19 protein-coding genes and 4 pseudogenes are annotated in these 19229 nt (G+C 62.9%); 8 read left to right on the top strand and 15 right to left on the bottom strand.

Annotation, left to right across the window (positions count from 1 at the left end):
* Nucleotides 1-98 precede the first annotated feature (98 nt).
* From ACQVLG_RS02220 to ACQVLG_RS02200, 5 genes and pseudogenes are all read left to right on the top strand, one after another.
* Nucleotides 99-784, top strand: a pseudogene (locus ACQVLG_RS02220) (response regulator).
* Nucleotides 781-2169: an ATP-binding protein gene (locus ACQVLG_RS02215; RefSeq protein WP_474292651.1), complete on the top strand. Its 1389-nt coding sequence runs from the start codon at nt 781-783 to the stop codon at nt 2167-2169. The pseudogene ACQVLG_RS02220 and the gene ACQVLG_RS02215 overlap by 4 nt, the downstream one beginning before the upstream one ends.
* Before the next feature lie 120 nt (nt 2170-2289).
* Nucleotides 2290-3636: pseudogene (locus ACQVLG_RS02210) on the top strand (MASE1 domain-containing protein); the annotation flags it as partial.
* Nucleotides 3637-3754: 118 nt separating this feature from the next.
* Nucleotides 3755-3889 carry a hypothetical protein gene (locus tag ACQVLG_RS02205; protein ID WP_474292649.1) on the top strand — a complete coding sequence of 45 codons (135 nt, stop codon included), beginning with the start codon at nt 3755-3757 and terminating at the stop codon, nt 3887-3889.
* Nucleotides 3876-4487: a response regulator transcription factor gene (locus ACQVLG_RS02200; RefSeq protein WP_230539874.1), complete on the top strand. Its 612-nt coding sequence runs from the start codon at nt 3876-3878 to the stop codon at nt 4485-4487. The genes ACQVLG_RS02205 and ACQVLG_RS02200 overlap by 14 nt, the downstream gene beginning before the upstream one ends.
* A gap of 15 nt (nt 4488-4502) precedes the next feature.
* On the opposite strand, the gene ACQVLG_RS02195 is transcribed toward ACQVLG_RS02200, so the two are convergent.
* The 5 genes and pseudogenes from ACQVLG_RS02195 to ACQVLG_RS02175 all read right to left on the bottom strand — a co-directional run.
* The gene (locus ACQVLG_RS02195; protein WP_474292647.1) at nt 4503-5087 is read right to left on the bottom strand and encodes a glycosyltransferase family 9 protein; all 585 of its coding nucleotides are present in this window, start codon (nt 5085-5087) and stop codon (nt 4503-4505) included.
* A complete protein-coding gene (locus ACQVLG_RS02190; RefSeq protein ID WP_474292645.1) occupies nt 5060-5602 on the bottom strand; it encodes a hypothetical protein in 543 nt (180 codons plus the stop codon). The genes ACQVLG_RS02195 and ACQVLG_RS02190 overlap by 28 nt, the downstream gene beginning before the upstream one ends.
* Before the next feature lie 35 nt (nt 5603-5637).
* Nucleotides 5638-7371: a lipid A export permease/ATP-binding protein MsbA gene (gene msbA, locus ACQVLG_RS02185; RefSeq protein ID WP_474292643.1), complete on the bottom strand. Its 1734-nt coding sequence runs from the start codon at nt 7369-7371 to the stop codon at nt 5638-5640.
* A gap of 51 nt (nt 7372-7422) precedes the next feature.
* Complete coding sequence (locus tag ACQVLG_RS02180; RefSeq protein ID WP_474292642.1) at nt 7423-8634, bottom strand: O-antigen ligase family protein; 1212 nt, start codon at nt 8632-8634, stop codon at nt 7423-7425.
* A 254-nt stretch (nt 8635-8888) separates the two neighbouring features.
* Nucleotides 8889-10127 (bottom strand): annotated as a pseudogene (locus ACQVLG_RS02175) (malic enzyme-like NAD(P)-binding protein); the annotation flags it as partial.
* A 207-nt stretch (nt 10128-10334) separates the two neighbouring features.
* Here ACQVLG_RS02175 and ACQVLG_RS02170 point away from each other — a divergent pair.
* From ACQVLG_RS02170 to ACQVLG_RS02160, 3 genes and pseudogenes are all read left to right on the top strand, one after another.
* A complete protein-coding gene (locus tag ACQVLG_RS02170; RefSeq protein ID WP_474292640.1) occupies nt 10335-10709 on the top strand; it encodes a LacI family DNA-binding transcriptional regulator in 375 nt (124 codons plus the stop codon).
* 38 nt (nt 10710-10747) lie between these two features.
* Nucleotides 10748-11358, top strand: a pseudogene (locus ACQVLG_RS02165) (LacI family DNA-binding transcriptional regulator).
* A gap of 356 nt (nt 11359-11714) precedes the next feature.
* The gene (locus ACQVLG_RS02160) at nt 11715-11969 is read left to right on the top strand and encodes a hypothetical protein (protein ID WP_474292639.1); all 255 of its coding nucleotides are present in this window, start codon (nt 11715-11717) and stop codon (nt 11967-11969) included.
* Here the strand turns inward: ACQVLG_RS02160 and ACQVLG_RS02155 are convergent.
* The 10 genes from ACQVLG_RS02155 to ACQVLG_RS02110 form a co-directional block, all read right to left on the bottom strand.
* Complete coding sequence (locus tag ACQVLG_RS02155; protein ID WP_474292637.1) at nt 11945-12568, bottom strand: LysE family translocator; 624 nt, start codon at nt 12566-12568, stop codon at nt 11945-11947. The two genes, ACQVLG_RS02160 and ACQVLG_RS02155, sit on opposite strands and share 25 nt — an antisense overlap.
* A gap of 79 nt (nt 12569-12647) precedes the next feature.
* The gene (locus ACQVLG_RS02150; RefSeq protein ID WP_474292635.1) at nt 12648-13439 is read right to left on the bottom strand and encodes an AraC family transcriptional regulator; all 792 of its coding nucleotides are present in this window, start codon (nt 13437-13439) and stop codon (nt 12648-12650) included.
* 2 nt (nt 13440-13441) lie between these two features.
* Nucleotides 13442-14905: a ribonuclease G gene (rng, locus tag ACQVLG_RS02145; RefSeq protein ID WP_086143927.1), complete on the bottom strand. Its 1464-nt coding sequence runs from the start codon at nt 14903-14905 to the stop codon at nt 13442-13444.
* A 43-nt stretch (nt 14906-14948) separates the two neighbouring features.
* A complete protein-coding gene (locus ACQVLG_RS02140; protein ID WP_230539866.1) occupies nt 14949-15569 on the bottom strand; it encodes a Maf family protein in 621 nt (206 codons plus the stop codon).
* 7 nt (nt 15570-15576) lie between these two features.
* Complete coding sequence (gene rlmH, locus ACQVLG_RS02135; protein WP_034747108.1) at nt 15577-16047, bottom strand: 23S rRNA (pseudouridine(1915)-N(3))-methyltransferase RlmH; 471 nt, start codon at nt 16045-16047, stop codon at nt 15577-15579.
* 6 nt (nt 16048-16053) lie between these two features.
* Nucleotides 16054-16743 (bottom strand): ribosome silencing factor, encoded by a 690-nt coding sequence (gene rsfS / locus ACQVLG_RS02130; protein ID WP_230539865.1) that lies wholly within the window; start codon nt 16741-16743, stop codon nt 16054-16056.
* The gene (gene nadD / locus ACQVLG_RS02125; protein ID WP_474292632.1) at nt 16744-17400 is read right to left on the bottom strand and encodes a nicotinate (nicotinamide) nucleotide adenylyltransferase; all 657 of its coding nucleotides are present in this window, start codon (nt 17398-17400) and stop codon (nt 16744-16746) included. It abuts the gene before it with no gap.
* A gap of 23 nt (nt 17401-17423) precedes the next feature.
* The gene (hemF, locus tag ACQVLG_RS02120; protein WP_474292631.1) at nt 17424-18338 is read right to left on the bottom strand and encodes an oxygen-dependent coproporphyrinogen oxidase; all 915 of its coding nucleotides are present in this window, start codon (nt 18336-18338) and stop codon (nt 17424-17426) included.
* Between the two features lie 101 nt (nt 18339-18439).
* Nucleotides 18440-18670 carry a hypothetical protein gene (locus ACQVLG_RS02115; protein ID WP_474292629.1) on the bottom strand — a complete coding sequence of 77 codons (231 nt, stop codon included), beginning with the start codon at nt 18668-18670 and terminating at the stop codon, nt 18440-18442.
* The gene (locus ACQVLG_RS02110) at nt 18640-19104 is read right to left on the bottom strand and encodes a hypothetical protein (protein ID WP_474292627.1); all 465 of its coding nucleotides are present in this window, start codon (nt 19102-19104) and stop codon (nt 18640-18642) included. Before ACQVLG_RS02110 ends, ACQVLG_RS02115 begins: the two co-directional genes overlap by 31 nt.
* Between the last annotated feature and the right edge of the window lie 125 nt (nt 19105-19229).

The following is a 19229-nucleotide window of genomic DNA, read 5'->3' as shown; positions in this document are numbered from 1 at the left end:
TCGGTCCTTGCCATGAAGGAAAAATGAGCCTTTTATTAAGATTGCATGAAGAAGGCTTCTTTACCCATTCTTCAGCTTGCGGTGGTTTAATACTCACCATGAAGATACTGCTGATAGAAGACGATATGGACCTGGGCAACGGCGTGCGGATTGCCTTGCGCGACCAGGGCATGCAAGTAGTCTGGGTGCGCAGCCTGGAAGACGCTGCGCGCAGCATCGAGCACGACAGTTGCGAACTGGTGCTGCTGGATCTGGGCTTGCCCGATGGCGATGGCCTCGATTTGCTGGCCCGGTTGCGCGCGGCCCGCCTGCCGGTGCTGATCCTCAGCGCCCGCGACACGCTGGAACAGCGCTTGCGGGGCCTCGATGGCGGCGCCGACGATTACCTGGTGAAGCCCTTCGTGCTGGCCGAGCTGCTGTCGCGCGTGCGCGCGCTGGCGCGCCGCAGCTATGGCTTCGACGGCGACACCATCGAGCTGCGCGGCCTGCTGCTGCAGGTGCCCACGCGCCGTGTCAGCGTGCACGGGCGGCCGGTGGAGCTGACGGCCAGCGAATATGCCTTGCTGAAGACCTTGCTGATGCGCGCCAACCGGGTCATCACGCGCCGCGTGCTGGAGGAGCATATCCTGCCCGGCGGGCTGGCCAATGCCAGCAATACCCTGGATGTGCATATGGGTAACCTGCGCCGCAAGATAGGCGAAGGTATATCCGTACCGTGCGCGGCGTCGGCTATGTCATCGACCAGCAGGGCGAGACATCGGCCCAGCCGGGTGCCGGCGCATGATGGGGCGTTTCTGGGCCACGCTGCGCCAGCCTACCCTGGTGCGCCGCCTGATGATGGCGCAAATGCTGATGCTGACCATGGTGTGGAGCCTGGCCGTGGCGTATGTGCTGGTCGAGGGAGCGGACGAAGCGAGCACGGTGAGCCGCAGCGTCCTGCACGCCATTATCAGCGTGGCCGATAATCTGGCCGAGCAGCCGCAGCGCCAGGAACAAAGCTTGCGCGCCATTGACGCAGCCTTGCGCGAGGAGTTTGAAACGGGAAAAGTGCCGGAACTGGCGCCGCGCATCCTGGTCTGGCGCGAGGGCAAGCTGGTCTACAAGTCGCCCGATGCGCCCAGCGGCATCCGCAGCGCCGGCCCGGAACAGATGGAAGTGGTGTACATCAAGGGCCAGGCCTGGCGCAGCCGCAGCCTGGCCGAGGGCAACACGCGCGTGACGGTGCTGGAAGCGGGAGGCGCCTGGCAATTGTTCATTACGATCAATTCACGCGGTTACTACCTGCTGCCGTTGCTGATCAGCCTGCCGTTCCTGCTGGTGCCGGCCTGGCTGTCGATCCGCCTGGCCATGCGCCCCTGGCGCAAGCTGGCGCAGGAGGTGGCGGCGCGCGGGCCGCAGGACTTGCGTCCGCTGGAGTTCAAGCCGCCGCATGGCGAACTGGCGGCACTGGTCGACAATATCAATGCCCTGCTGCAGCGGGTCGATGCCAGCGCTGCGCGCGAACGCAGCTTCATCGCCGATGCCACGCATGAGCTGCGCACGCCGCTGGCGGCCATGCGCGTGAATGTCGAGGCCTTGCAGGGCCAGGTACATGATGCGCGCCAGCAAGAGCTGCTGGACGGTATCTTGAACAGCGGCAACCGGGCCGCGCGCCTGGTGGGCCAGCTGCTGCAGCTGACGCGCAGCGAAGTGCAGGCGGGCGCGGGCGAACTGCCGCGGCGGCAGGCGCTCGATACCTTGTTGCAAGACCGCCTGGCGGCGCTGTCCGGCCTGGCCCAGGCGGGCGAGATCGAGCTTGAGTTGCAAGCCAGCATCTCGCTCAGTGTGCCCGGACAGCGCGAGAGCCTCGTTTCGCTGATCGACAACCTGGTGGAAAACGCCATCAAGTACAGTCCGCGCGGCAGCAGCGTGACGGTGTCGCTGCATGCGGAGCGGGGCCAGGCCGTGCTGCATGTGGCCGATCAGGGGCCGGGCATTGCGCCGGCGCTGTATGACCGCGTGTTCGACCGCTTTTTCCGCGCGCCGCAGCAGGCGCAGCCAGGCAGCGGCCTGGGCTTGTCCATCGTCGCTTCCGTCGTGCGCCAGCACGGCGGCACGATTCAGTTGCACCGCGGTAATGGCGGCCTGGGTTTGCTGGTGGAGGTGCGCTTGCCGTTGGCCGAGGCCTGATCGTGCTGGCAGCGCTTGCGATATTGCCTGAAAATTATTTTCATGTGCTTATAACGCAAGATGGCATGGCGTGGCGCACGCTTGCGATGCATAATGCGGGACAGTTAAAAAAACACCGTTATGCACCCATTCCTGTCCCGCTACTTGCCGTATCCCGCCTTTGTCGGCCTGTATCTGCTGTTTGACTGGGCGACGTATATCGACCCGATGTACGGGCTGAACATCACCCCGTGGAATCCCGATCCCGCGCTGGGCCTGGTATTTTGGCTGATCCACGGCCGCAAGGCGGCACTGCCGTGGTTTATTGCCCTCGTGGCTGGCGAGGTGCTGGTGCGCGGCATGCCGGCAGGACTGCCCTTGACCTTGCTCTGTTCGGCGTGGCTGGTGCTCGGCTATGGCGGTATCGGCGCGGCACTGCGCTGCAGTTTCAGCAGCAGCGATATCTTCGACAACCGGCGCCGCCTGAGCGCCTGGGTGGGGATCGTCCTGTCTGGCACCGTGCTCAATGCGCTCGGCTATATTTCCCTGCTGTCGCTGACGGGGCGCATCCCGGCTGGCGAATGGGGGACGGCCGTATGGCGTTTCGGCATCGGCGACACGGTCGGCATGCTGGTGTCGATGCCGCTGATCTGGGTGCTGTTCAGCGAGCGGGGGCGCGAACGCCTGCATGCCGCCGTCTGGCGCTGGGAAACCCTGGCGTATCTGGCCCTGGCCAGCTTCGTGCTGTGGAGCGTTTTCGGTTCCATCGTGCGTTCCGAATACAAGCATTTCTATTTCCTGTTTCTCCCCGTGATCTGGGCCGCCTCGCGCCAGGGCTTGCATGGCGCCATGCTGGCCGTGTTTGTATTGCAACTTTGCATCATTACCCTGGTGAAATGGACGCATGCGGTCGATATCCAGTTTTATGAATTGCAGCTGCTCGATGCCGTGCTGGCATTGGTGGGCTTTTTTATCGGTATCGTCGTCGATGAAATGCGGCAAGTGGCTGACGAACTGAAACACACGATGCGCCTGGCGGCCGCCGGCGAGATGGCGGCCGCGCTCGCGCACGAGCTGAACCAGCCGCTGACGGCCTTGTCGACCTATGGCAAGGCGTGCGAATACCTGCTGGAACGGGGCGAGAAAGGCGCCTTGCTGCAAGGCGCCATCGGGCACATGATCGTGGAATCGGGACGCGCCGCGGACGTGGTGCGCCGCTTGCGCGACTTTTTCCGTACCGGCGCGATGCAGCTCGAAGCGGTGGAAGCGAGTGCCTTGATCGCGGGCATGGCGCGCCAGTTCACGCCGCTGTTCCACGAGCATGGCATCGAGCTGGTGCTGGCGCCGCCGTCGCCGCTGGCCGTCAATGCCGACCGCCTGCAAATCGAACTGGTGCTGCGTAATCTGCTGGCCAATGCACAGGATGCGGTGATGGGCCAGCCGCGCGGCCAGCGCCGCATCACGGTGTCGGCCGAGCGCCTCGAAGGCGGGCGGTTGCGGCTGTCCGTGGAAGATAGCGGGCCCGGCATTTCCAATAGCCTGGCGGCACGCACGCCTGTTCGAACCGTTTGTCTCGACCAAGGCCAGCGGCCTGGGACTGGGGCTGGTGCTCAGCCGCAGCATCGTCGAAGCGCATGGCGGCCAGCTTTGGGCCGAAGTGGGCAAGCATGGCATTTTTCGTTTTATCCTGCCCCTGGCGCGCGCCAGCGCGGCCGCTACAGGAGAGTATGGTGACAAGTAATTTGACGGTGTTTATCGTGGACGACGATCCCGCCGTGCGCGATGCGCTGGGTTTGCTGTTGGGCATACGCGGCTACCGCACGGCCCTGTTTTCCTGCGGCGAGGATTTCTTGCACAGCTGGCGGCCCGACTGGGCCGGCTGCCTGCTGGTCGATATCCGCATGTCCGGCATGGATGGCCTGAGCCTGCAGCGCCGCCTGCTGGAGCTCGATTGCATGTTGCCAATTATTATCATTACGGGACATGGCGACGTGGCGCTGGCACGCCAGGCATTCAAGGCGCAGGCCAGCGATTTCCTGGAAAAGCCGTTTGACCACGACAAGCTGCTGGCCGCCATCGAGGAAGCGTTTTCGCGCGAGGCGCATGCGCGCGGCCAGTTGCAGCATCAGGTGGCGGGGCAAGCCTTGCTGCGCACCCTGACGCCGCGCGAGCGCGAAGTGATGCAGCTGGTGGTCACGGGCCAGCACAACCGCGATATCGCTCCGGCACTCGGCATTTCCGTGCGCACGGTGGAAGTGCACAAGGCGCGCCTGATGGACAAACTCGGTGTGGATAATGTGGCCGACCTGGTGCGCATCAGCATGCTGGGCACCGGCTAGCCGCGCTAGAGCCGTCTAGGCGATGGTCTGCAATACCTGATCGACCGAGATCGCCTTGACCCAGTCGCTGCGCCGCGCCACCGTGATGACGGTGCTGTTGGCGCTGTCGAAGGGAGCCCATTCCGGATTCTTCTTGCGCATCAATGCCACCACGGGCACATGCACGGCGTTCGCCAGGTGCATGATTGATGTTTCCACCGAAATAATCAGGTCGCATTGCGCCAGCATGGCCGGCAGCTGGAAGAAGTTGTCGACGGCGCTGAAGGCGTGTGTACGCGGCAAGCCATGCGCCTGCACGACGGCATTCACCTTGGCCAGTTCCTGCGGCATGGCATTGATCAGGAAGCAGGCATGCTGCCATTTCGGCATCGCTTGCATGCGCGCGATCAGCTCGGCAATGCGCTCCAGCGGCCAGCCGCGCTTGTGTGACTTGGCAAACGGGTTCAGGAGTACGAGAGGACCCTGGCGCGGGGCAAAGCCCCAGGCGGCCAGCTGCTCCTGCGCCTGCTGCAGTGCGTGCTCGGGGATGTGCACGAAAGGGTAGCGTTCGGCCACGGGAATGTCGAGTCCCGTCAATTGATGGAACCAGTCCGCATACACGCTGCTGATATGGTGCTCGCCGGCATCCTGTCCCGCATACGATGCCAGTACGGCATCGATCTTGCGGTAGGCCAGGTAATGCCAGGGGCGAAGTGGGCTGAACGGCTTGCGCGTGCCATCACCAGCCCGTTCGGGCTGATTGCGCGCGCAAGATCCGCATACTGCTGTGGCCGTACGTGGGCCAGCGAGACGACGACAGGATAGTGCTCCGCCTTGGCCTCGCGCAGCGACTCTTCATAGAGCGCGGGGCTGTAGGTCTTGCGGTATACCTTGGCGAACAGGCCCGACTGCTCTACCCAGTCGTACAGCGAATAGGTGCGCAAGCCTTCCCATTGCCTGGCATCGGACGTGCGGCGTACTTCGTCGACCCACAGGTGGATCTGAATATGGGGGTAGGCCGCGGCAAAGGCGCGGAAACCATTTTGCAGGTAGGTAAAGTCTCCCAGCGCCAGATGGGCGATGAAAAGAATTTTGTCCGACTTTTGTAACAGTTCGGCGGGAATCAAAGGCGTCATGTATCAGTACGATTTCAGGTATTCATTCGATGGTGTCAAACCACTTGCTGGGAAAATTGCAGGCGATGCAGATTGGCATACGCGCCGTCGGCATCCAATAATTGCTGATGACTGCCGGTTTCCATTATTTTCCCATGTGACAATACCACGATACGGTCCGCGCGTTCAATTGTAGATAGTCGATGAGCAATAACTAATGTCGTTCTGCCTTGCATCAGGTGCTCCAGCGCTGCCTGCACGGCCCGTTCCGCCTCCGTATCCAGTGCCGAGGTGGCTTCATCGAGGATCAGGATGGGAGCATCCTTGTAGATGGCGCGGGCGATGGCCACGCGCTGGCGCTGGCCGCCGGACAGGCGCGAGCCGTTGTCGCCCAGGCGCGTTTCCAGTCCGTCGGGCAAGCCATCGATGACGTCCGACAGGAAAGCGGCCGCGGCGGCCGCTTCGACGCGCTGCCGGTCCGGCGCCGCATCGCCATACGCGATATTGGCGGCCAGGGTATCGTCGAACAACACCACCTGCTGGCTGACCATGGCGATCTGGCTGCGCAGGCTGGTCAGGGCGATGTCGTCAATATTCTGTCCATCGAGCAAGATTTCACCGCTGCTGACTGAATAAAAGCCGGGCAGCAGGCTGACCAGGGTCGATTTGCCGCCGCCGGACATGCCGACAAAGGCGACGGTTTGTCCTGGCGCAATGTTCAGGTCGATATGTTGCAGGGCTGGTTCCTGATGTCCGGGATAGGCAAAGCTCACATCCTTGAACTCGATGCGGCCACTGCAGCGGCCAGCCAGCGGCTTGCCGCCCGTGCGTTCCGGCGTCTTGTCGATCAGCTGGAAGACTTCCTCGGCGGCGGCCATGCCGCGCTGCAGGGGGCCGTTGACTTCGGCCAATTGCTTCAAGGGCGTCAGCAGCATCAACATGGCCGTGATGAAGGAGACAAAGCCGCCGACCGTGATTTGTCCCTGTTCCGACTGGAACAGGGCCATCACGATGACCAGGGCCACGGCGGCGGCCGTGATCACCTGGGTAATGGGCACGGTGGCGGAAAAGGTCGTGGTCATGCGCATGCTGTAGCGGCGCAATTGCTCGGCACGCTCCTCGAACCGGGCCTTCTCGTACTGCTGGCCGCCGAAGATCTTGATCACTTGCTGCGCGCGCGTGGTTTCCTCGATGACCTGGGTCAGTTCGGCGTTGACGGCCAGCGAGTCGCGGTTGAGTTTTTTCAGGCGCTTGCCCGTGGTGCGCACGACGATGGTCAGCACGGGCAGCAGCACCAGGGTCACCAGGGTCAGTGCCCAGTTCAGGTACAGCAGCCAGGCCAGCAGGCCCAGCACGGTCAGCGAGGAGCGCACGATCGAGGTAAATACCTTGGTCACCATCTCGATGATTTGTTGCACCTCAAACATGATGGAGTTGATGACCTTGCCCACCGTGTGCGTGTTGTAAAAGTCGATAGGCAGGTTGAGCATGCTGGCAAACATCCTGCGCCGCAACTCGTTGAGGATGCGCGTGGATACATAGCTCATCAGGTAGCTGCTGGCAAAGGTCGAGGTGCCGCGCATGGCAAAGATGCCGATGACGATCAGCGGCACCAGCCAGAAGGAAAAACTGACCTTGCCGCCAAAACCATTGTCGAGCAGCAACTTGAGCGCATATGGCAACAGTGGTTCCGTCGCCGCCGTGACGACCATCGCCAGCAGGGCCAGGGCCAGGTGTTTTTTATAGGGCGCGTGCAGCGCGGTGAGGCGCTTCAGGTCGGGCGTGAGCATCGGTATGGTTCCTTGCAAGGGACAGCAAAAACGGTCAGGCGGAAAACGAGCTCAGGCAAGGCGTTCTTGCTGGCGCAACATGGCCCACAGTATCACCATCGGGAAGGTCAGCATGATGATGCCGATATTCAGGGTTAGCGAACTCGTCGTCAGGCCAAAAATCATGTAGCAGGTGCATAGCACCACGCCGGCCAGCGCATAGGGCTGGGCTGCGGGGGCACTCTGGCGCAGGGCGCGTGCAAACAGGAGCAACGGCACGAGGAAGAGCGCCAACAAGGCCATTACGCCGATGATGCCGCGCTTGACCAGCGTATCGAGGTAGTCGTTGTGGGCATTGGTATGCCGGCGTATGGCAACGTTGGCCTTGCCTTCATCCACCAGCATCGATTTTTGTTCCATGTAACCGTTGCGGCCCAAGCCTGTCCAGGGGCGTTGCTGGTACATGTCTATCGCGGTGCGCCACATTTCCATGCGCTGGCCAATCGACGTGGTCACATTGTCGCTGTCCTGGAACTGTTTGATCTCATTGACAGCCACTTCCACGCGCTGGGGCATGCGGGAGTTGGGAAGTGTATAGGCAAGCAGGAATGCCGCCAGCAGTGCACCGAGCAGAGCGGCCAGATAGCGTGCGCCGCGGCCCTTCGAATAATAGTATGAAAAAAGGCAGCCACAGGCGGGTAACACCAGCCAGCCGCTGCGGCTGCCGCTGATGACGGATCCCAGAATGCCGGACAGGCCACCGGCTAGCAGGAGCAGGCTCCATGCCAGGCGGTGGCGCTGCTTACTTGCCCATCCCATGCCACATAGGGCTAGCATGCCAAGCAGCATGCTGACATTGCCATAGTGGATGGCATTGCTGGTTGCCGCTTGCGGGCGGTATACATCGAGTGCGAAAAATTGCCAGGAAGCCAGAGCCGTACCACTGATGGCGCCGATGACCAGGCCGCTCCACCATGCCTCCGGCCGGGGTGGGTATGCCAGCAGCAGCAGCAGCACTGGTGCGGCCAGCAGGGCACGCAGGGGAATGTCGAGTTCGCGCGCCGGATCGGCGTGATAAAGCATATTGGCCGTAAAAATGGCGAAATACAGTAGCAGTGTGCCGAGCATCAGATAATCCCGGCGTTGCAGGTTCAGGCGGGGGCGTTTCCATAGCAGCCAGCTGCTTGCGAGCAGGAGCACCAGTGCACCAAGGGAATATCCGCTATTGACAGCCAGCGCCAATGCAAAAAAAAGAAAAACAGAAACAGTAGTCAGGCCGAGCATGAATATCCTTGTTAACGCATGTTGTCGCCACAATGGCAACTGTAGCAACATAAAATAGCCGCCATTGTAATCGAAGGTTCATGCCAAAACGCTCGCATGAAATGTGCTTATTAATAACGATTTGACCGTATCCAAGGGCAGAAACGAAAAAACCATGGTTTTTAGCCATGGTTTTTTTGTAAGCAATGGTAACTTGCTGTTATTTTGCTAAGGCAAGAAAGTCCTTGCCATGCGCATCAGGCTGTCGCGGGCACGCGCGTCGCCACGCCCGTGGCGATCGCTGCTTGCGATACGGCAGGCGCGACCCAGCTGCGCAGGCGTTCATCGAATGGCGATGGAATCAGTTGCAGCGGCGTCAGCGCGCTGCTTTCGTGGCCTGGCAATGGCTCCTTGGCCAGTGCGGCGATGGCGCGCACGCAGGCCAGCTTCATTTCTTCGTTGATGGTGGTGGCGCCCACGTCGAGCGCGCCGCGGAAGATGTACGGGAAGCACAGCACGTTGTTGATCTGGTTCGGATAATCCGAGCGGCCCGTGGCCACGATGGCGTCGTCACGCACGGCATGCACCTTCTCAGGGGCGATTTCCGGATGCGGATTGGCCAGGGCGAAGATCAAGGGCTTGGCGGCCATCGATTCGACCATCTGCGCGCTGACCACGCCGCCCTTCGAGACGCCGATGAAGATGTCGGCGCCGACCATGGCGTCGGCCAGGTCGCGGTCGCTCGTGTCATTCGCGTAGCGCGCCTTGTTCTCTTCCATGCTGGCATCGCGGCCAGGGTAGATCACGCCCTGGCTGTCGCAGACCTTCAGCAGCGATTTGTTCAGGCCCAGCGAGACGAGCAGGTCCAGGCAGGCGATCGACGCCGCGCCGGCGCCCGAGACGGCCACTTTCACGTTGCCGATATCCTTGCCCACCAGTTCCAGGCCATTCAGGATGCCGGCCGCGACGATGATGGCCGTGCCATGCTGGTCGTCGTGGAAGACGGGAATGTTCATGCGCTTGCGCAATTGCTGTTCGATGTAGAAGCAGTCGGGCGCCTTGATGTCTTCCAGGTTGATGCCGCCGAAGGTCGGCTCCATGCGCACCACGGTGTCGATGAACAGGTCGGGATCGTTTTCGGCCAGTTCGATGTCGAACACATCGACATCGGCGAACTGCTTGAACAGGCAGGCTTTGCCTTCCATCACGGGTTTGCTGGCCAGCGGGCCGATGTCGCCCAGGCCCAGCACGGCGGTGCCATTGGTGATCACGGCCACCAGGTTGCTGCGCGAGGTGTAGGTGCCGGCCGTGCGCGGATCTTCCACGATGGCTTCGCAGGCGAAGGCCACGCCCGGCGAGTACGCCAGGGTCAGGGCACGGGCGTCGCCCAGCGGTTTGGTTGGCGTGACGGAAATCTTGCCTGCGCGGGGTTCCGCGTGATAGGCGAGGGCGGCTTCTTTCAGGTTGAAAGTTTCGCCGTTCTGTTCGGCGTGCTTGCTGTGCGAAGTAGACATAGGAATTCTTGGAGGGGCATACAAGGCCCGAGTGGTCAATCCGAGCCATGGTATGCAAGCGTTTGCACGCTGTCAAGGCTGGATTGTGCTTAAGTCGACCAAAACCGCTTTGAGAAACGGCATTCTTTCAATGCAAGCGTTTGCTCGGTTTTTGACGGAGCGGGGATTTTTTGCGATAAAATCACGGTATTGCGATCCGGGAAGCCCATGACAAACAAGAACCCCACCTTAAGCGACGTCGCGCGGGCCAGCGGCGTGCACTTTTCCACCGTCTCGCGCGTGATGAACCCGGCAACGCGGCAAATGGTCAGCGCCGAGGTGGCCGCGCGCGTGCTGGCCGAAGCGGGCCGGCTCGGCTACCGGCCGAACCGCGCCGCCTCCACCCTCGTCACGCGCAAGTCGCGCATCATCGGCGTGGTCTTGCCCGACATCACGAATGCCGTTTTCCCGCCGATCCTGCTGGGCATCGAGGAAGGCTTGCGCAAGCATGGCTACCTGGCCATCGTCGCCAACGTGGGCGCCGACGAGGAGGAACAGCTGTTCGTCATCAACCGCCTGCTGGGGCAGCAGGTCGATGCCTGATTTTGGCTACCGCACGGCGCGACGATCCCGTCATCAAGATGTGCATCGACCAGAATGTGCCTGTCGTCACCGTCAACCGCAGCGACGAGACGGGCGTCGCGTCCTGCGTCGTCAGCGACGACGTGGTCGGCATGCGACTGGCCGTGGAACACTTGCTGGCGCTGGGGCACCGCCATATCGCCCACATTGCCGGTCCGGAAAACCTGTCCACCGGCCACGTGCGCCGCCTCGGTTTCCTGGCCGCCATCCAGGCCAGCGAACTCGATCCCTCGCAGGCGTTCGTGTTTGAAAGCAGCGGCTATTCGCGCGAATGCGGCAAGGCGGCCCTGCTGGAACTGCTGCGCCAATCGCCGCAGACGACGGCCGTGGTGACGGGCAGCGACCTGGTGGCCATCGGCTGCTACGACGCCATCCGTGAACTGGGCTTGAGTTGCCCTGAAGATATTTCCGTGGTGGGCCACAACGACATGCCGTACATGGACATGATCCGTCCGCCCTGACCACCATCCGCATCCGCCACCATGGCATCGGCACGGAAGCGGCCCGGTTGATCCTGCAAACCATAGCCTCGCCCGATTCCCCGGTGCTCGACGTACGCCTGAAACCCGAACTGGTGGTGCGCGAATCGACGGCCGCTCCCAGGGGCTGATGCCGCGCCTGGGGCCGCGCCGCCGCAAGGTGGTACACTGGCGCCCCTCAACGTATTTTGCCCCTCCATCGCCATGACCAAAACCAACACGCCTTCCCCCAAACGCCGCGAAGAGGGCGCCGTCAAGCTGACCGTCAATCCTTTCCTCGATGCCGAGTTTTACGCGCGCATGCGCGACTACACGGAGCGCGATGCGGCCATCATCAAGGAATTGAAAGCGATCGCCGAGATCCGTGCCGGCAACAAGCAAGCCGATCCCCGCCTGGCGCCGTCGTTGCAAGCATTGCGCGATACCGTCAAGAAGGGCTTGAGCTTTGGCGAAATGCTCGAGCGCATGGCCGCCGAAGGAAAAAGGCTTGTGGGAACCGTGGATGACGACCTTCGGCATCGAGATCCGCGCCGTCAACTACGGCGCCGGCCCGCGCAACGCCTGCCTGGTGCTGGACCTGGCCGCCAACGCGCCCGCGCACGCCATGTTTGCCAAGGCGGGCATCCAGAACTGGCGCAGCCTGGCGGCAGACGACTGCTCCGTCGTGCGTTCGGAAAAAGCCACGGAAACCACGCCCTTGAAAGTGTATGCCGTGTTTTACCTGGATCCGCTGCCCGCCTGAACCAGCAGCACCAGCGCCAGTACGATCAGCACCACGCCCGACAGCCGTTCCAGTGACGGCAGCGCGCGCGCAAAGCGCTGCCGCAGGGCGGTGCTGCCGATGGCCAGCGCTACCGTCATATCCCACGCCAGCACGGCAAAGACCATCCACGCGCCATACGCCGCCATCGCAGCGGGACTCGTTTGCCTGCTGGCCAGCACGGTGGCCAGGCTGACATAGAACAGCGCATTCTTCGGGTTCAGGATGGCGGAGACAAACCCCATCACGATACCGCCGCGCCAGCGCGCCTTGCCGCTGGCGGGCTTTGCATCCAGGCTGCTCTTGCCCGCATGGCGCAGGAACAGCCAGCCCAGGTACAGCAGATAGGCGCATCCTGCCAGCCGCACCACCATGAATGCCGTACTGCCTGCCCGCAGCACCGATAGTCCGCCAAACGCCGCCACGATGAACACCGCATTAGCCACGGTGATGCCCATGCAGGTGCCGGCGGCGCCGCGCCAGCCGTGGGCCAGCGAGGTGCGTGCGATCAGGAAAAAATCGGGACCGGGCGACAGCAGGGAAAGAAAGTGGGCGGCGGCGATGAAGAGAAAATCCTGCATGGAGTTCGGCTCCGGCAATGGCGATGCGCGAGTATGCCGGGCCTGGCGACAGCCTGTATTGAAGAAAATTGCAGGTGTTCTAGCCGCCCTGGCCGCGATAGCGCCCCGGCGTGATGCCTGCATGCGCCTTGAAGACGCGCTGCAGATGGCTCTGGTCCGCAAAGCCCAGCTCATGCGCCAGCTGCGCCAGTGCCGCTCCCGCCTGCAAGCGGCTGCGCGCGCGGTTGACGTGCGCGTTCAGCTGGTAGGCATGCGGCGTCATGCCGGTGGTGGCGCGGAAGGCGCGGATCAATTGGTAACGGCTCATGCCGGCCAGTGCGGACAAGGACTCCAGGCTGGCCAGGGGCTGTTCCTGCAGCGCCTGCAGTACCTGGCGCAGCTGCGCGGGGATGCGAGCCGCGCGCGAGGGCAAGGAGGTCGCTCCGCTGGCACTGGCGCAGGCGTGCAGGAAGGCCAGCAGCGCGGCTTGCTTCTCGGCCGGGGACGCGGGCGAGAACAGCAGCGCATTCATGGCGCAGAACTGCGCGTACAGGGCAGGATCGTGCAGCACGCTGGCGCTGTCTGTGCAAAGCGGGGGGATATTCGCCTGCAGCCACTGCGCATCGAGATGCAGCATCTGGTAGCTCCAGTACGCCTCAGGCAGGGGATTGCAGGCGTGCACGCAGCCGGCCGGCACCAGTACCAGGCTGCCGGCGCGCAGCGCTGCCTGGCGGCCGTGGCTGCCCGTAAACACGCTGCTGCCCGCGTCGACGGCGCCGATGGAAAACGTGGGATGGCTGTGGGGCTTGTAGCACGCCCGGCTGTGACAGGCGCGCCGGCTTTCCACGTGGGGGAGAAACGGGTCGCGCCAGAAGGCGGTGGTGCCCGGCATGACTACATTAAAATCACGTCGTACTGCTCCTGGTGGTAAGCATTCTCGACCTGCAGCGAGATTTTTTTGCCGATGAAGTCACCGAGCATGGCCAGGTGCTGCGATTCTTCCTCTAAGAACAGATCGACCACTTCCTGCGAGGCGAGGATGCGGAATTCGCGCGGGTTGAACTGTTTTGCCTCGCGCAGCAGTTCTCGCAGGATTTCATAGCAGATCGTGCGCGAGGTTTTGACTTGCCCCTTGCCGGCGCAGGCGGGGCACGGTTCGCACAGGATGTGCGCCAGCGATTCGCGCGTGCGCTTGCGCGTCATTTCCACCAGGCCCAGCGGCGAGAAATTGCTCACCGAAACCTTGGTGCGGTCGCGCGACAAGGTGCGTTTCAGCTCGGCCAGCACGGCGTTGCGGTGCTCGGCATTGTCCATGTCGATGAAGTCGAGGATGATGATGCCGCCCAGGTTGCGCAGGCGCAGCTGGCGCGCGATGGCGTGCGCCGCCTCCAGGTTGGTCTTGAAAATCGTGTCGGCGAAGTTGCGCCCGCCCACAAAGCCGCCCGTGTTGACGTCGATCGTGGTCATCGCTTCCGTCTGGTCGACGATCAGGTAGCCGCCCGATTTCAGGTCGACGCGGCGGCCCAGGGCGCGCAGGATTTCTTCTTCCACGCCGTACAGGTCGAACAGGGGGCGCTCGCCCGTGTAGTGCTGTAATCGCGTCAGCTCGCTAGGCGTATAGATTTCCGCGAATTCGCGCAATTTCACGTAGTTTTCGCGCGAATCGACCTGGATGGTGGCCGTTTCATCGCCGACGAAGTCGCGCAGCACGCGCTGCGCCAGGTTCAAGTCCTGGTGCAGCAGGCTGGTGGCGGGACGCGTGCGCGCGCCGTGCGTGATGGTGCTCCAGGTCTTGCGCAGGTAGTCGACGTCCGCCTTCAGGTCTGCGTCGGAGGCGTCTTCGGCCATGGTGCGCACGATGTAGCCGCCCTTTTCGTCGGGCGGCAGCAGGCTTTGCAGGCGCACGCGCAGCTGTTCGCGCTCCGCTTCCTTTTCGATTTTCTGCGAGATGCCGATGTGCTTGTCTTGCGGCAGGTACACCAGCATGCGCCCGGCGATGGAAATCTGCGTCGACAGGCGCGCGCCCTTGGTGCCGATGGGGTCCTTGATCACCTGCACCGTCAGCACCTGGCCGTCAAACAGGATTTTTTCGATGGGAGCGGGCGTGGCGTTCTGGCCATCGTGGCCGCGCGCTTCCCAGATGTCTGCCACGTGCAGGAAGGCGGCGCGTTCCAGGCCGATGTCGATGAAAGCCGACTGCATGCCCGGCAACACCCGCACCACTTTGCCGGAATACACATTGCCGGCCAGGCCGCGCGTGAGCGTGCGCTCGATGTGCAATTCCTGCACGGCGCCCTGCAGGATGAGGGCGACGCGCGTTTCTTGCGGCGTGATATTGATCAGGATGTCTTCGTTCATGGGGGCGCGGGAGTGGAGGCAACGAATGACATCATACCCGGGATCAGGGCAGGGGCAAACCTGCCAGCCGTAGCAACTGTGCAGTTTCGTACAGGGGCAGGCCCATGATGCCGGAATGGCTGCCTTCGATATGCTCGACGAACAGCGCGGCGCTGCCCTGGATGCCGTAGCCGCCGGCCTTGTCGTACGGTTCCGGCGTGGCGCAATACGCGGCGATCGAGGCGGGCGAGAGCACGCCGAAGCGCACTTGCGACACTTGCGTGCGCTGCTCGGCGAAATCCTTGTAGTGCACGGCGATCGAGGTGAGCACCTCGTGCGTGCGGCCCGACAGCTGCTGCAGCATCGCCACGGCCTCAAGGCGGTCGGCCGGCTTGCCGAGGATGATGCCGTCGATGGTGACGGTGGTGTCGGCTGCCAGCACGGGGCGCGGGGTCAGGTGGCGGCGGCGCACCAGGTCCCAGGCGAAGGCGGCTTTTTCATTCGACACGCGGGCCACATAGTCGAGCGCCGATTCGCCGGGCAGGACTTCCTCGGTGACGTCGGCGCCGCGCGGGCCGTCGCTGCGCAGCAGCAGCAATTCGAAATCGATGCCGATCTGGCGCAGCAGTTCGCGCCGGCGCGGGCTTTTGGAGGCGAGGTAGATCTTGTGATCAGCCGTTTTCATGGGGAGTTCAGACGCGGTGGTAGGGGTGGTTTTGCGTGATCGACCAGGCGCGATAGAGCTGCTCGGCGAGGATCACGCGCACCACGCCGTGCGGCAGGGTCATGCTGGAAATGCGCAGCATGCCCTCGGCACGCGCCTTGAGTTGCGGATCGAGGCCGTCGGCGCCGCCGATCAAAAAGGCGGTGTCGCGGCCATCCTGCTGCCACGCCATCAACTGCTGCGACAGGCCGACGCTGGTCAGATCCTTGCCGCGTTCGTCGAGGGCGATGATGCGCACGCCCTTGGGCAGGACGGCTTCGATGCGTTCGCGTTCCAGCGCCATCGCCGTGGCGGCGGTCTTGCTGCCGGAACGCTCCACCGGCTTGATTTCTTTCAGCACGATGCGCAATTCCGGCGGCATGCGCTTCGCGTATTCCGCGAAGCCCGTCTCTATCCAGGCCGGCATTTTATGGCCGACCGCAGCGATGATGAGCTGCATCGAGGCTTACGCTTCGACTTTTTTGATACGCTTGATCACGGTTTTTGCCGGTGCAGCATCGGCTGCCGGCTTGGCCGCGCGTGGGGCGCGTACTTTTTTCTCCGGCAGCGCTTTCAGCGCTTTCACGGCGGCTGTCTCGGTCTTGGTAGGCGCGACTTTCACGGTCTTGCCGACGGCTTTCGAAACGGCGGCTTTTTTCGCCGGGGCTTTCTTGGCGGCGGTGGCGGCCGTGGCTTTCTTCGCTGGCGCTTTCTTTTCGATCACGGGCGCAGCTTCCACATTGGCCTTGCTTGCCGCCAGATGGCCGCTGACCTTCTTCGGCTCGTCGCCAGCGGCTTTTTTCGGCGCGCGCTTGGCGGCACCCAGCTTGACCGGGGTGTCGCCCCAGATTTCTTCCAGGCGGTAGTAGGCGCGGATAGGTGCTTGCATGATGTGGACGATCATGTCGCCCAGATCGACCAGCACCCATTCACCGGTGTCCTCGCCTTCCATGCCGATGATGTCGCCGCCGGCGTCCTTGACCTTGTTGCGCACCGAGGCGGCCAGCGCCTTGGTTTGACGGTTCGAGGTACCGGAAACGATCGCGATGCGGTCGAACAGGCTGGTCAGGTGACTCGTTTCGAAGACGGCGATGTCTTGGCCTTTGACGTCTTCAAGGGCGTCAACGACGAGGGTTTGCAGTTTTTTGATATCCATTTAGCTTTTGTATAAATTATGTTGTTCAATATAGTCTAGCACTAGCGGGGAAACAAGCGGGTTTGCCCGATTCCCCCGTTGTAATGCCGCACGTATTTCGGTGGCGGAGATATCCACCGCGAAGTCCTGTGCCAGATAAGTCAGACCGTGCGGCGTGTTGCGGATGCTTTCCAGAGACCCCAGGCGGTGCGAAAATGCATCGGCGACCACTTGCGGCACTGCGGCGTCATTCAGCGCGAAGCCGGGGCGGGCCGCGACGCAGATATGCGCGTATTCAAATAATTGCTGCCATTCGCGCCAGGTCGCGAGCCGCTGCAGCTGGTCGGCACCCATCAGGAAAACGATGGAGGCGCGCGATCCCAGCTCGGCGCGTACCTGGCGCAAGGTATCGATGGTGTAGCTGGCCTGGCCATGTTCGCTGCGTTCGATTTCCTGGCGGTCGATCACCACGGGCAGGGGCAGGCCGGCGAAGGCCAGGCCGGCCATCTCGGCGCGCTGCTGGCCGGTGGCGCCCAGCTTACCCTTTTGCCAGGGCGCGCCGGCCGGAATCACGCGCAGTTCATCGGCGTGTAGCAGGCTGGAAAAATGCTTGCCCAGGGCGACATGGCCGATATGCACCGGATCGTAGCTGCCGCCAAGCAGCGTCACACAGGGCATACTGCCCGCCGTACCAGTTTCCCTCACGCCTGCAGCCAGTCGCGATGCACGAGGAAGTCAGTATACAACGCCGCTTCGGGACTGCCCGCTTCCGGGTGCCAGTCGTAGCGCCACTTGACCACGGGCGGCATCGACATCAGGATCGCCTCGGTGCGTCCGCCCGACTGCAGGCCGAACAGGGTACCGCGGTCGAACACCAGGTTGAACTCGACATAGCGTCCGCGCCGATAGCACTGGAAATCGCGTTCGCGTTCGCCGTAGGGCATGTCCTTGCGGCGTGCCAGGATCGGCACATAGGCGTTGATGAAGGCGTCGCCAGCGCTGCGCAGCATGGCGAAACTGTCGTCAAAGCCCAGGGCGTTGAAGTCGTCGAAGAAGATCCCGCCCGCGCCGCGCGCTTCGCGCCTGTGCTTCAGGTAGAAGTAATCGTCGCACCACTGCTTGAACTTCGGATGCAGTTCCGCGCCAAACGGCGCCAGCGCATCATGGCACACCCGGTGAAAGTGCTTCACGTCGCCCGCGTCACCGTAATACGGCGTCAGGTCCATGCCGCCGCCGAACCACCATACGGGGGCGCCATCGGCATTCACGGTGCTGAAAAAGCGCACGTTCATGTGCACCGTCGGTGCGTAGGGATTGCGCGGATGCAGTACCAGCGATACGCCCATCGCTTCCCATGCCTTGCCACCGAGTTCAGGGCGCGCGGCCGCGGCCGATGGCGGCAGTGCGGCGCCGGTGACGTGCGAAAAATTCACGCCGCCCCGTTCGAACACATTGCCTTCCTCGATCAGGCGCGAAATGCCGCCGCCGCCCTCGGGGCGCTGCCAGGCATCGGTCAGGAAGGGCTTGCCGTCCTGCGCTTCAAGCGCCTGCACGATACGGCTTTGCAAATCGAGCAAATAAGCCTTGACGGCCGAAGGAGAGGGAGTTGACGACATCGCGTGGGCCGACGAGGCCGAAATAAAAAAGTAAGGACGGATTGTACCCTGTTACGGATTTTTGTGATAGCAAAACCGGCGATGCTGTTGCCGGCCCTGCTTTATTGAGGCGGCTTGTCCTGTATTACCTGCACCTCGAATTGGGGCGCATCCGCGCTTGGCTGGCGGGCGTCTTCCACCATGCTTGCCGCGCGCTGTTGCAGGTCCGTGCGTTTGATCGTGTCGGCCGGCTGCGCCAGCGGTGCCACAGGCACTGGCTGCTCGTGCTTGAACCATGCGCGTCCTGCATACGTCAGCATCGTCAGTATCGCCAGCAGCAGTGCCGCAGCCATGATGGTGGAAGGGCGCGGGGGCGGGGCCGGCCATACTGGGTCGGCGGTTTGCCAGCGGCGTCGACGATCACGCGCGCCAGTTCCGAGCCGTTCGCGCGCGTGCGCGCTTGCAGCGCCTTGTATTGCAACGGCGATAGCGTGCCGTGTTTCAGCATATGGCGCAAGGCCGCGACGGGCGTGGCGGCCAGGTGACCGGCCGGCAGGCTGTCGTGGGCGGCGTCGCGCTGAAACTGGTTGATCAGGTTCTGCTCGTACAGCGCGTCGACCGCCTCGCGGTTCACCTGCTGCAGCGCGGCGCTGGCCAGTTGCCGGCGTGGTTCGTCGGCAGGCAGCTCGCGCAGCATCTTGAAGAAACGCTCCTCGGGCACCAGTTCGGCGCTCAGCAGCCAGGCCAGCGTCCTGACCTGGCCGGCATTCATCGCCAGTTCCGGCACATCGATGTCTTCGGCGGCATTGTGTGCGCGCTGGATCTCAATGATCTGCAGTTCGGCCAGCGTATCGTCGTATTCGTCGCTGCTGATCAGATCAGATCCAGCTGCCGCAGCTCGCCGAGCGGTTT

The organism is Janthinobacterium sp. TPC_1 (assembly GCF_056037845.1).
Note: the sequence above shows the minus strand (reverse complement) of the source record. Positions and strands in the feature narration are given on the sequence as shown.

Bases quoted from the DNA above. Each gene is read 5' to 3' on its own strand.
- ACQVLG_RS02115 (WP_474292629.1), bottom strand. From the start codon at position 18,670: ATGGCTGCGGCACTGCTGCTGGCGATACTGACGATGCTGACGTATGCA.
- ACQVLG_RS02170 (WP_474292640.1), top strand. From the start codon at position 10,335: ATGACAAACAAGAACCCCACCTTAAGCGACGTCGCGCGGGCCAGCGGC.
- rlmH (WP_034747108.1), bottom strand. From the start codon at position 16,047: ATGCAGCTCATCATCGCTGCGGTCGGCCATAAAATGCCGGCCTGGATA.
- ACQVLG_RS02190 (WP_474292645.1), bottom strand. From the start codon at position 5,602: ATGACGCCTTTGATTCCCGCCGAACTGTTACAAAAGTCGGACAAAATT.
- ACQVLG_RS02200 (WP_230539874.1), top strand. From the start codon at position 3,876: ATGGTGACAAGTAATTTGACGGTGTTTATCGTGGACGACGATCCCGCC.
- hemF (WP_474292631.1), bottom strand. From the start codon at position 18,338: ATGTCGTCAACTCCCTCTCCTTCGGCCGTCAAGGCTTATTTGCTCGAT.
- ACQVLG_RS02150 (WP_474292635.1), bottom strand. From the start codon at position 13,439: ATGCCGGGCACCACCGCCTTCTGGCGCGACCCGTTTCTCCCCCACGTG.
- rng (WP_086143927.1), bottom strand. From the start codon at position 14,905: ATGAACGAAGACATCCTGATCAATATCACGCCGCAAGAAACGCGCGTC.
- ACQVLG_RS02140 (WP_230539866.1), bottom strand. From the start codon at position 15,569: ATGAAAACGGCTGATCACAAGATCTACCTCGCCTCCAAAAGCCCGCGC.
- rsfS (WP_230539865.1), bottom strand. From the start codon at position 16,743: ATGGATATCAAAAAACTGCAAACCCTCGTCGTTGACGCCCTTGAAGAC.
- ACQVLG_RS02180 (WP_474292642.1), bottom strand. From the start codon at position 8,634: ATGCTCGGCCTGACTACTGTTTCTGTTTTTCTTTTTTTTGCATTGGCG.
- nadD (WP_474292632.1), bottom strand. From the start codon at position 17,400: ATGCCCTGTGTGACGCTGCTTGGCGGCAGCTACGATCCGGTGCATATC.
- ACQVLG_RS02155 (WP_474292637.1), bottom strand. From the start codon at position 12,568: ATGCAGGATTTTCTCTTCATCGCCGCCGCCCACTTTCTTTCCCTGCTG.
- msbA (WP_474292643.1), bottom strand. From the start codon at position 7,371: ATGCTCACGCCCGACCTGAAGCGCCTCACCGCGCTGCACGCGCCCTAT.
- ACQVLG_RS02215 (WP_474292651.1), top strand. From the start codon at position 781: ATGATGGGGCGTTTCTGGGCCACGCTGCGCCAGCCTACCCTGGTGCGC.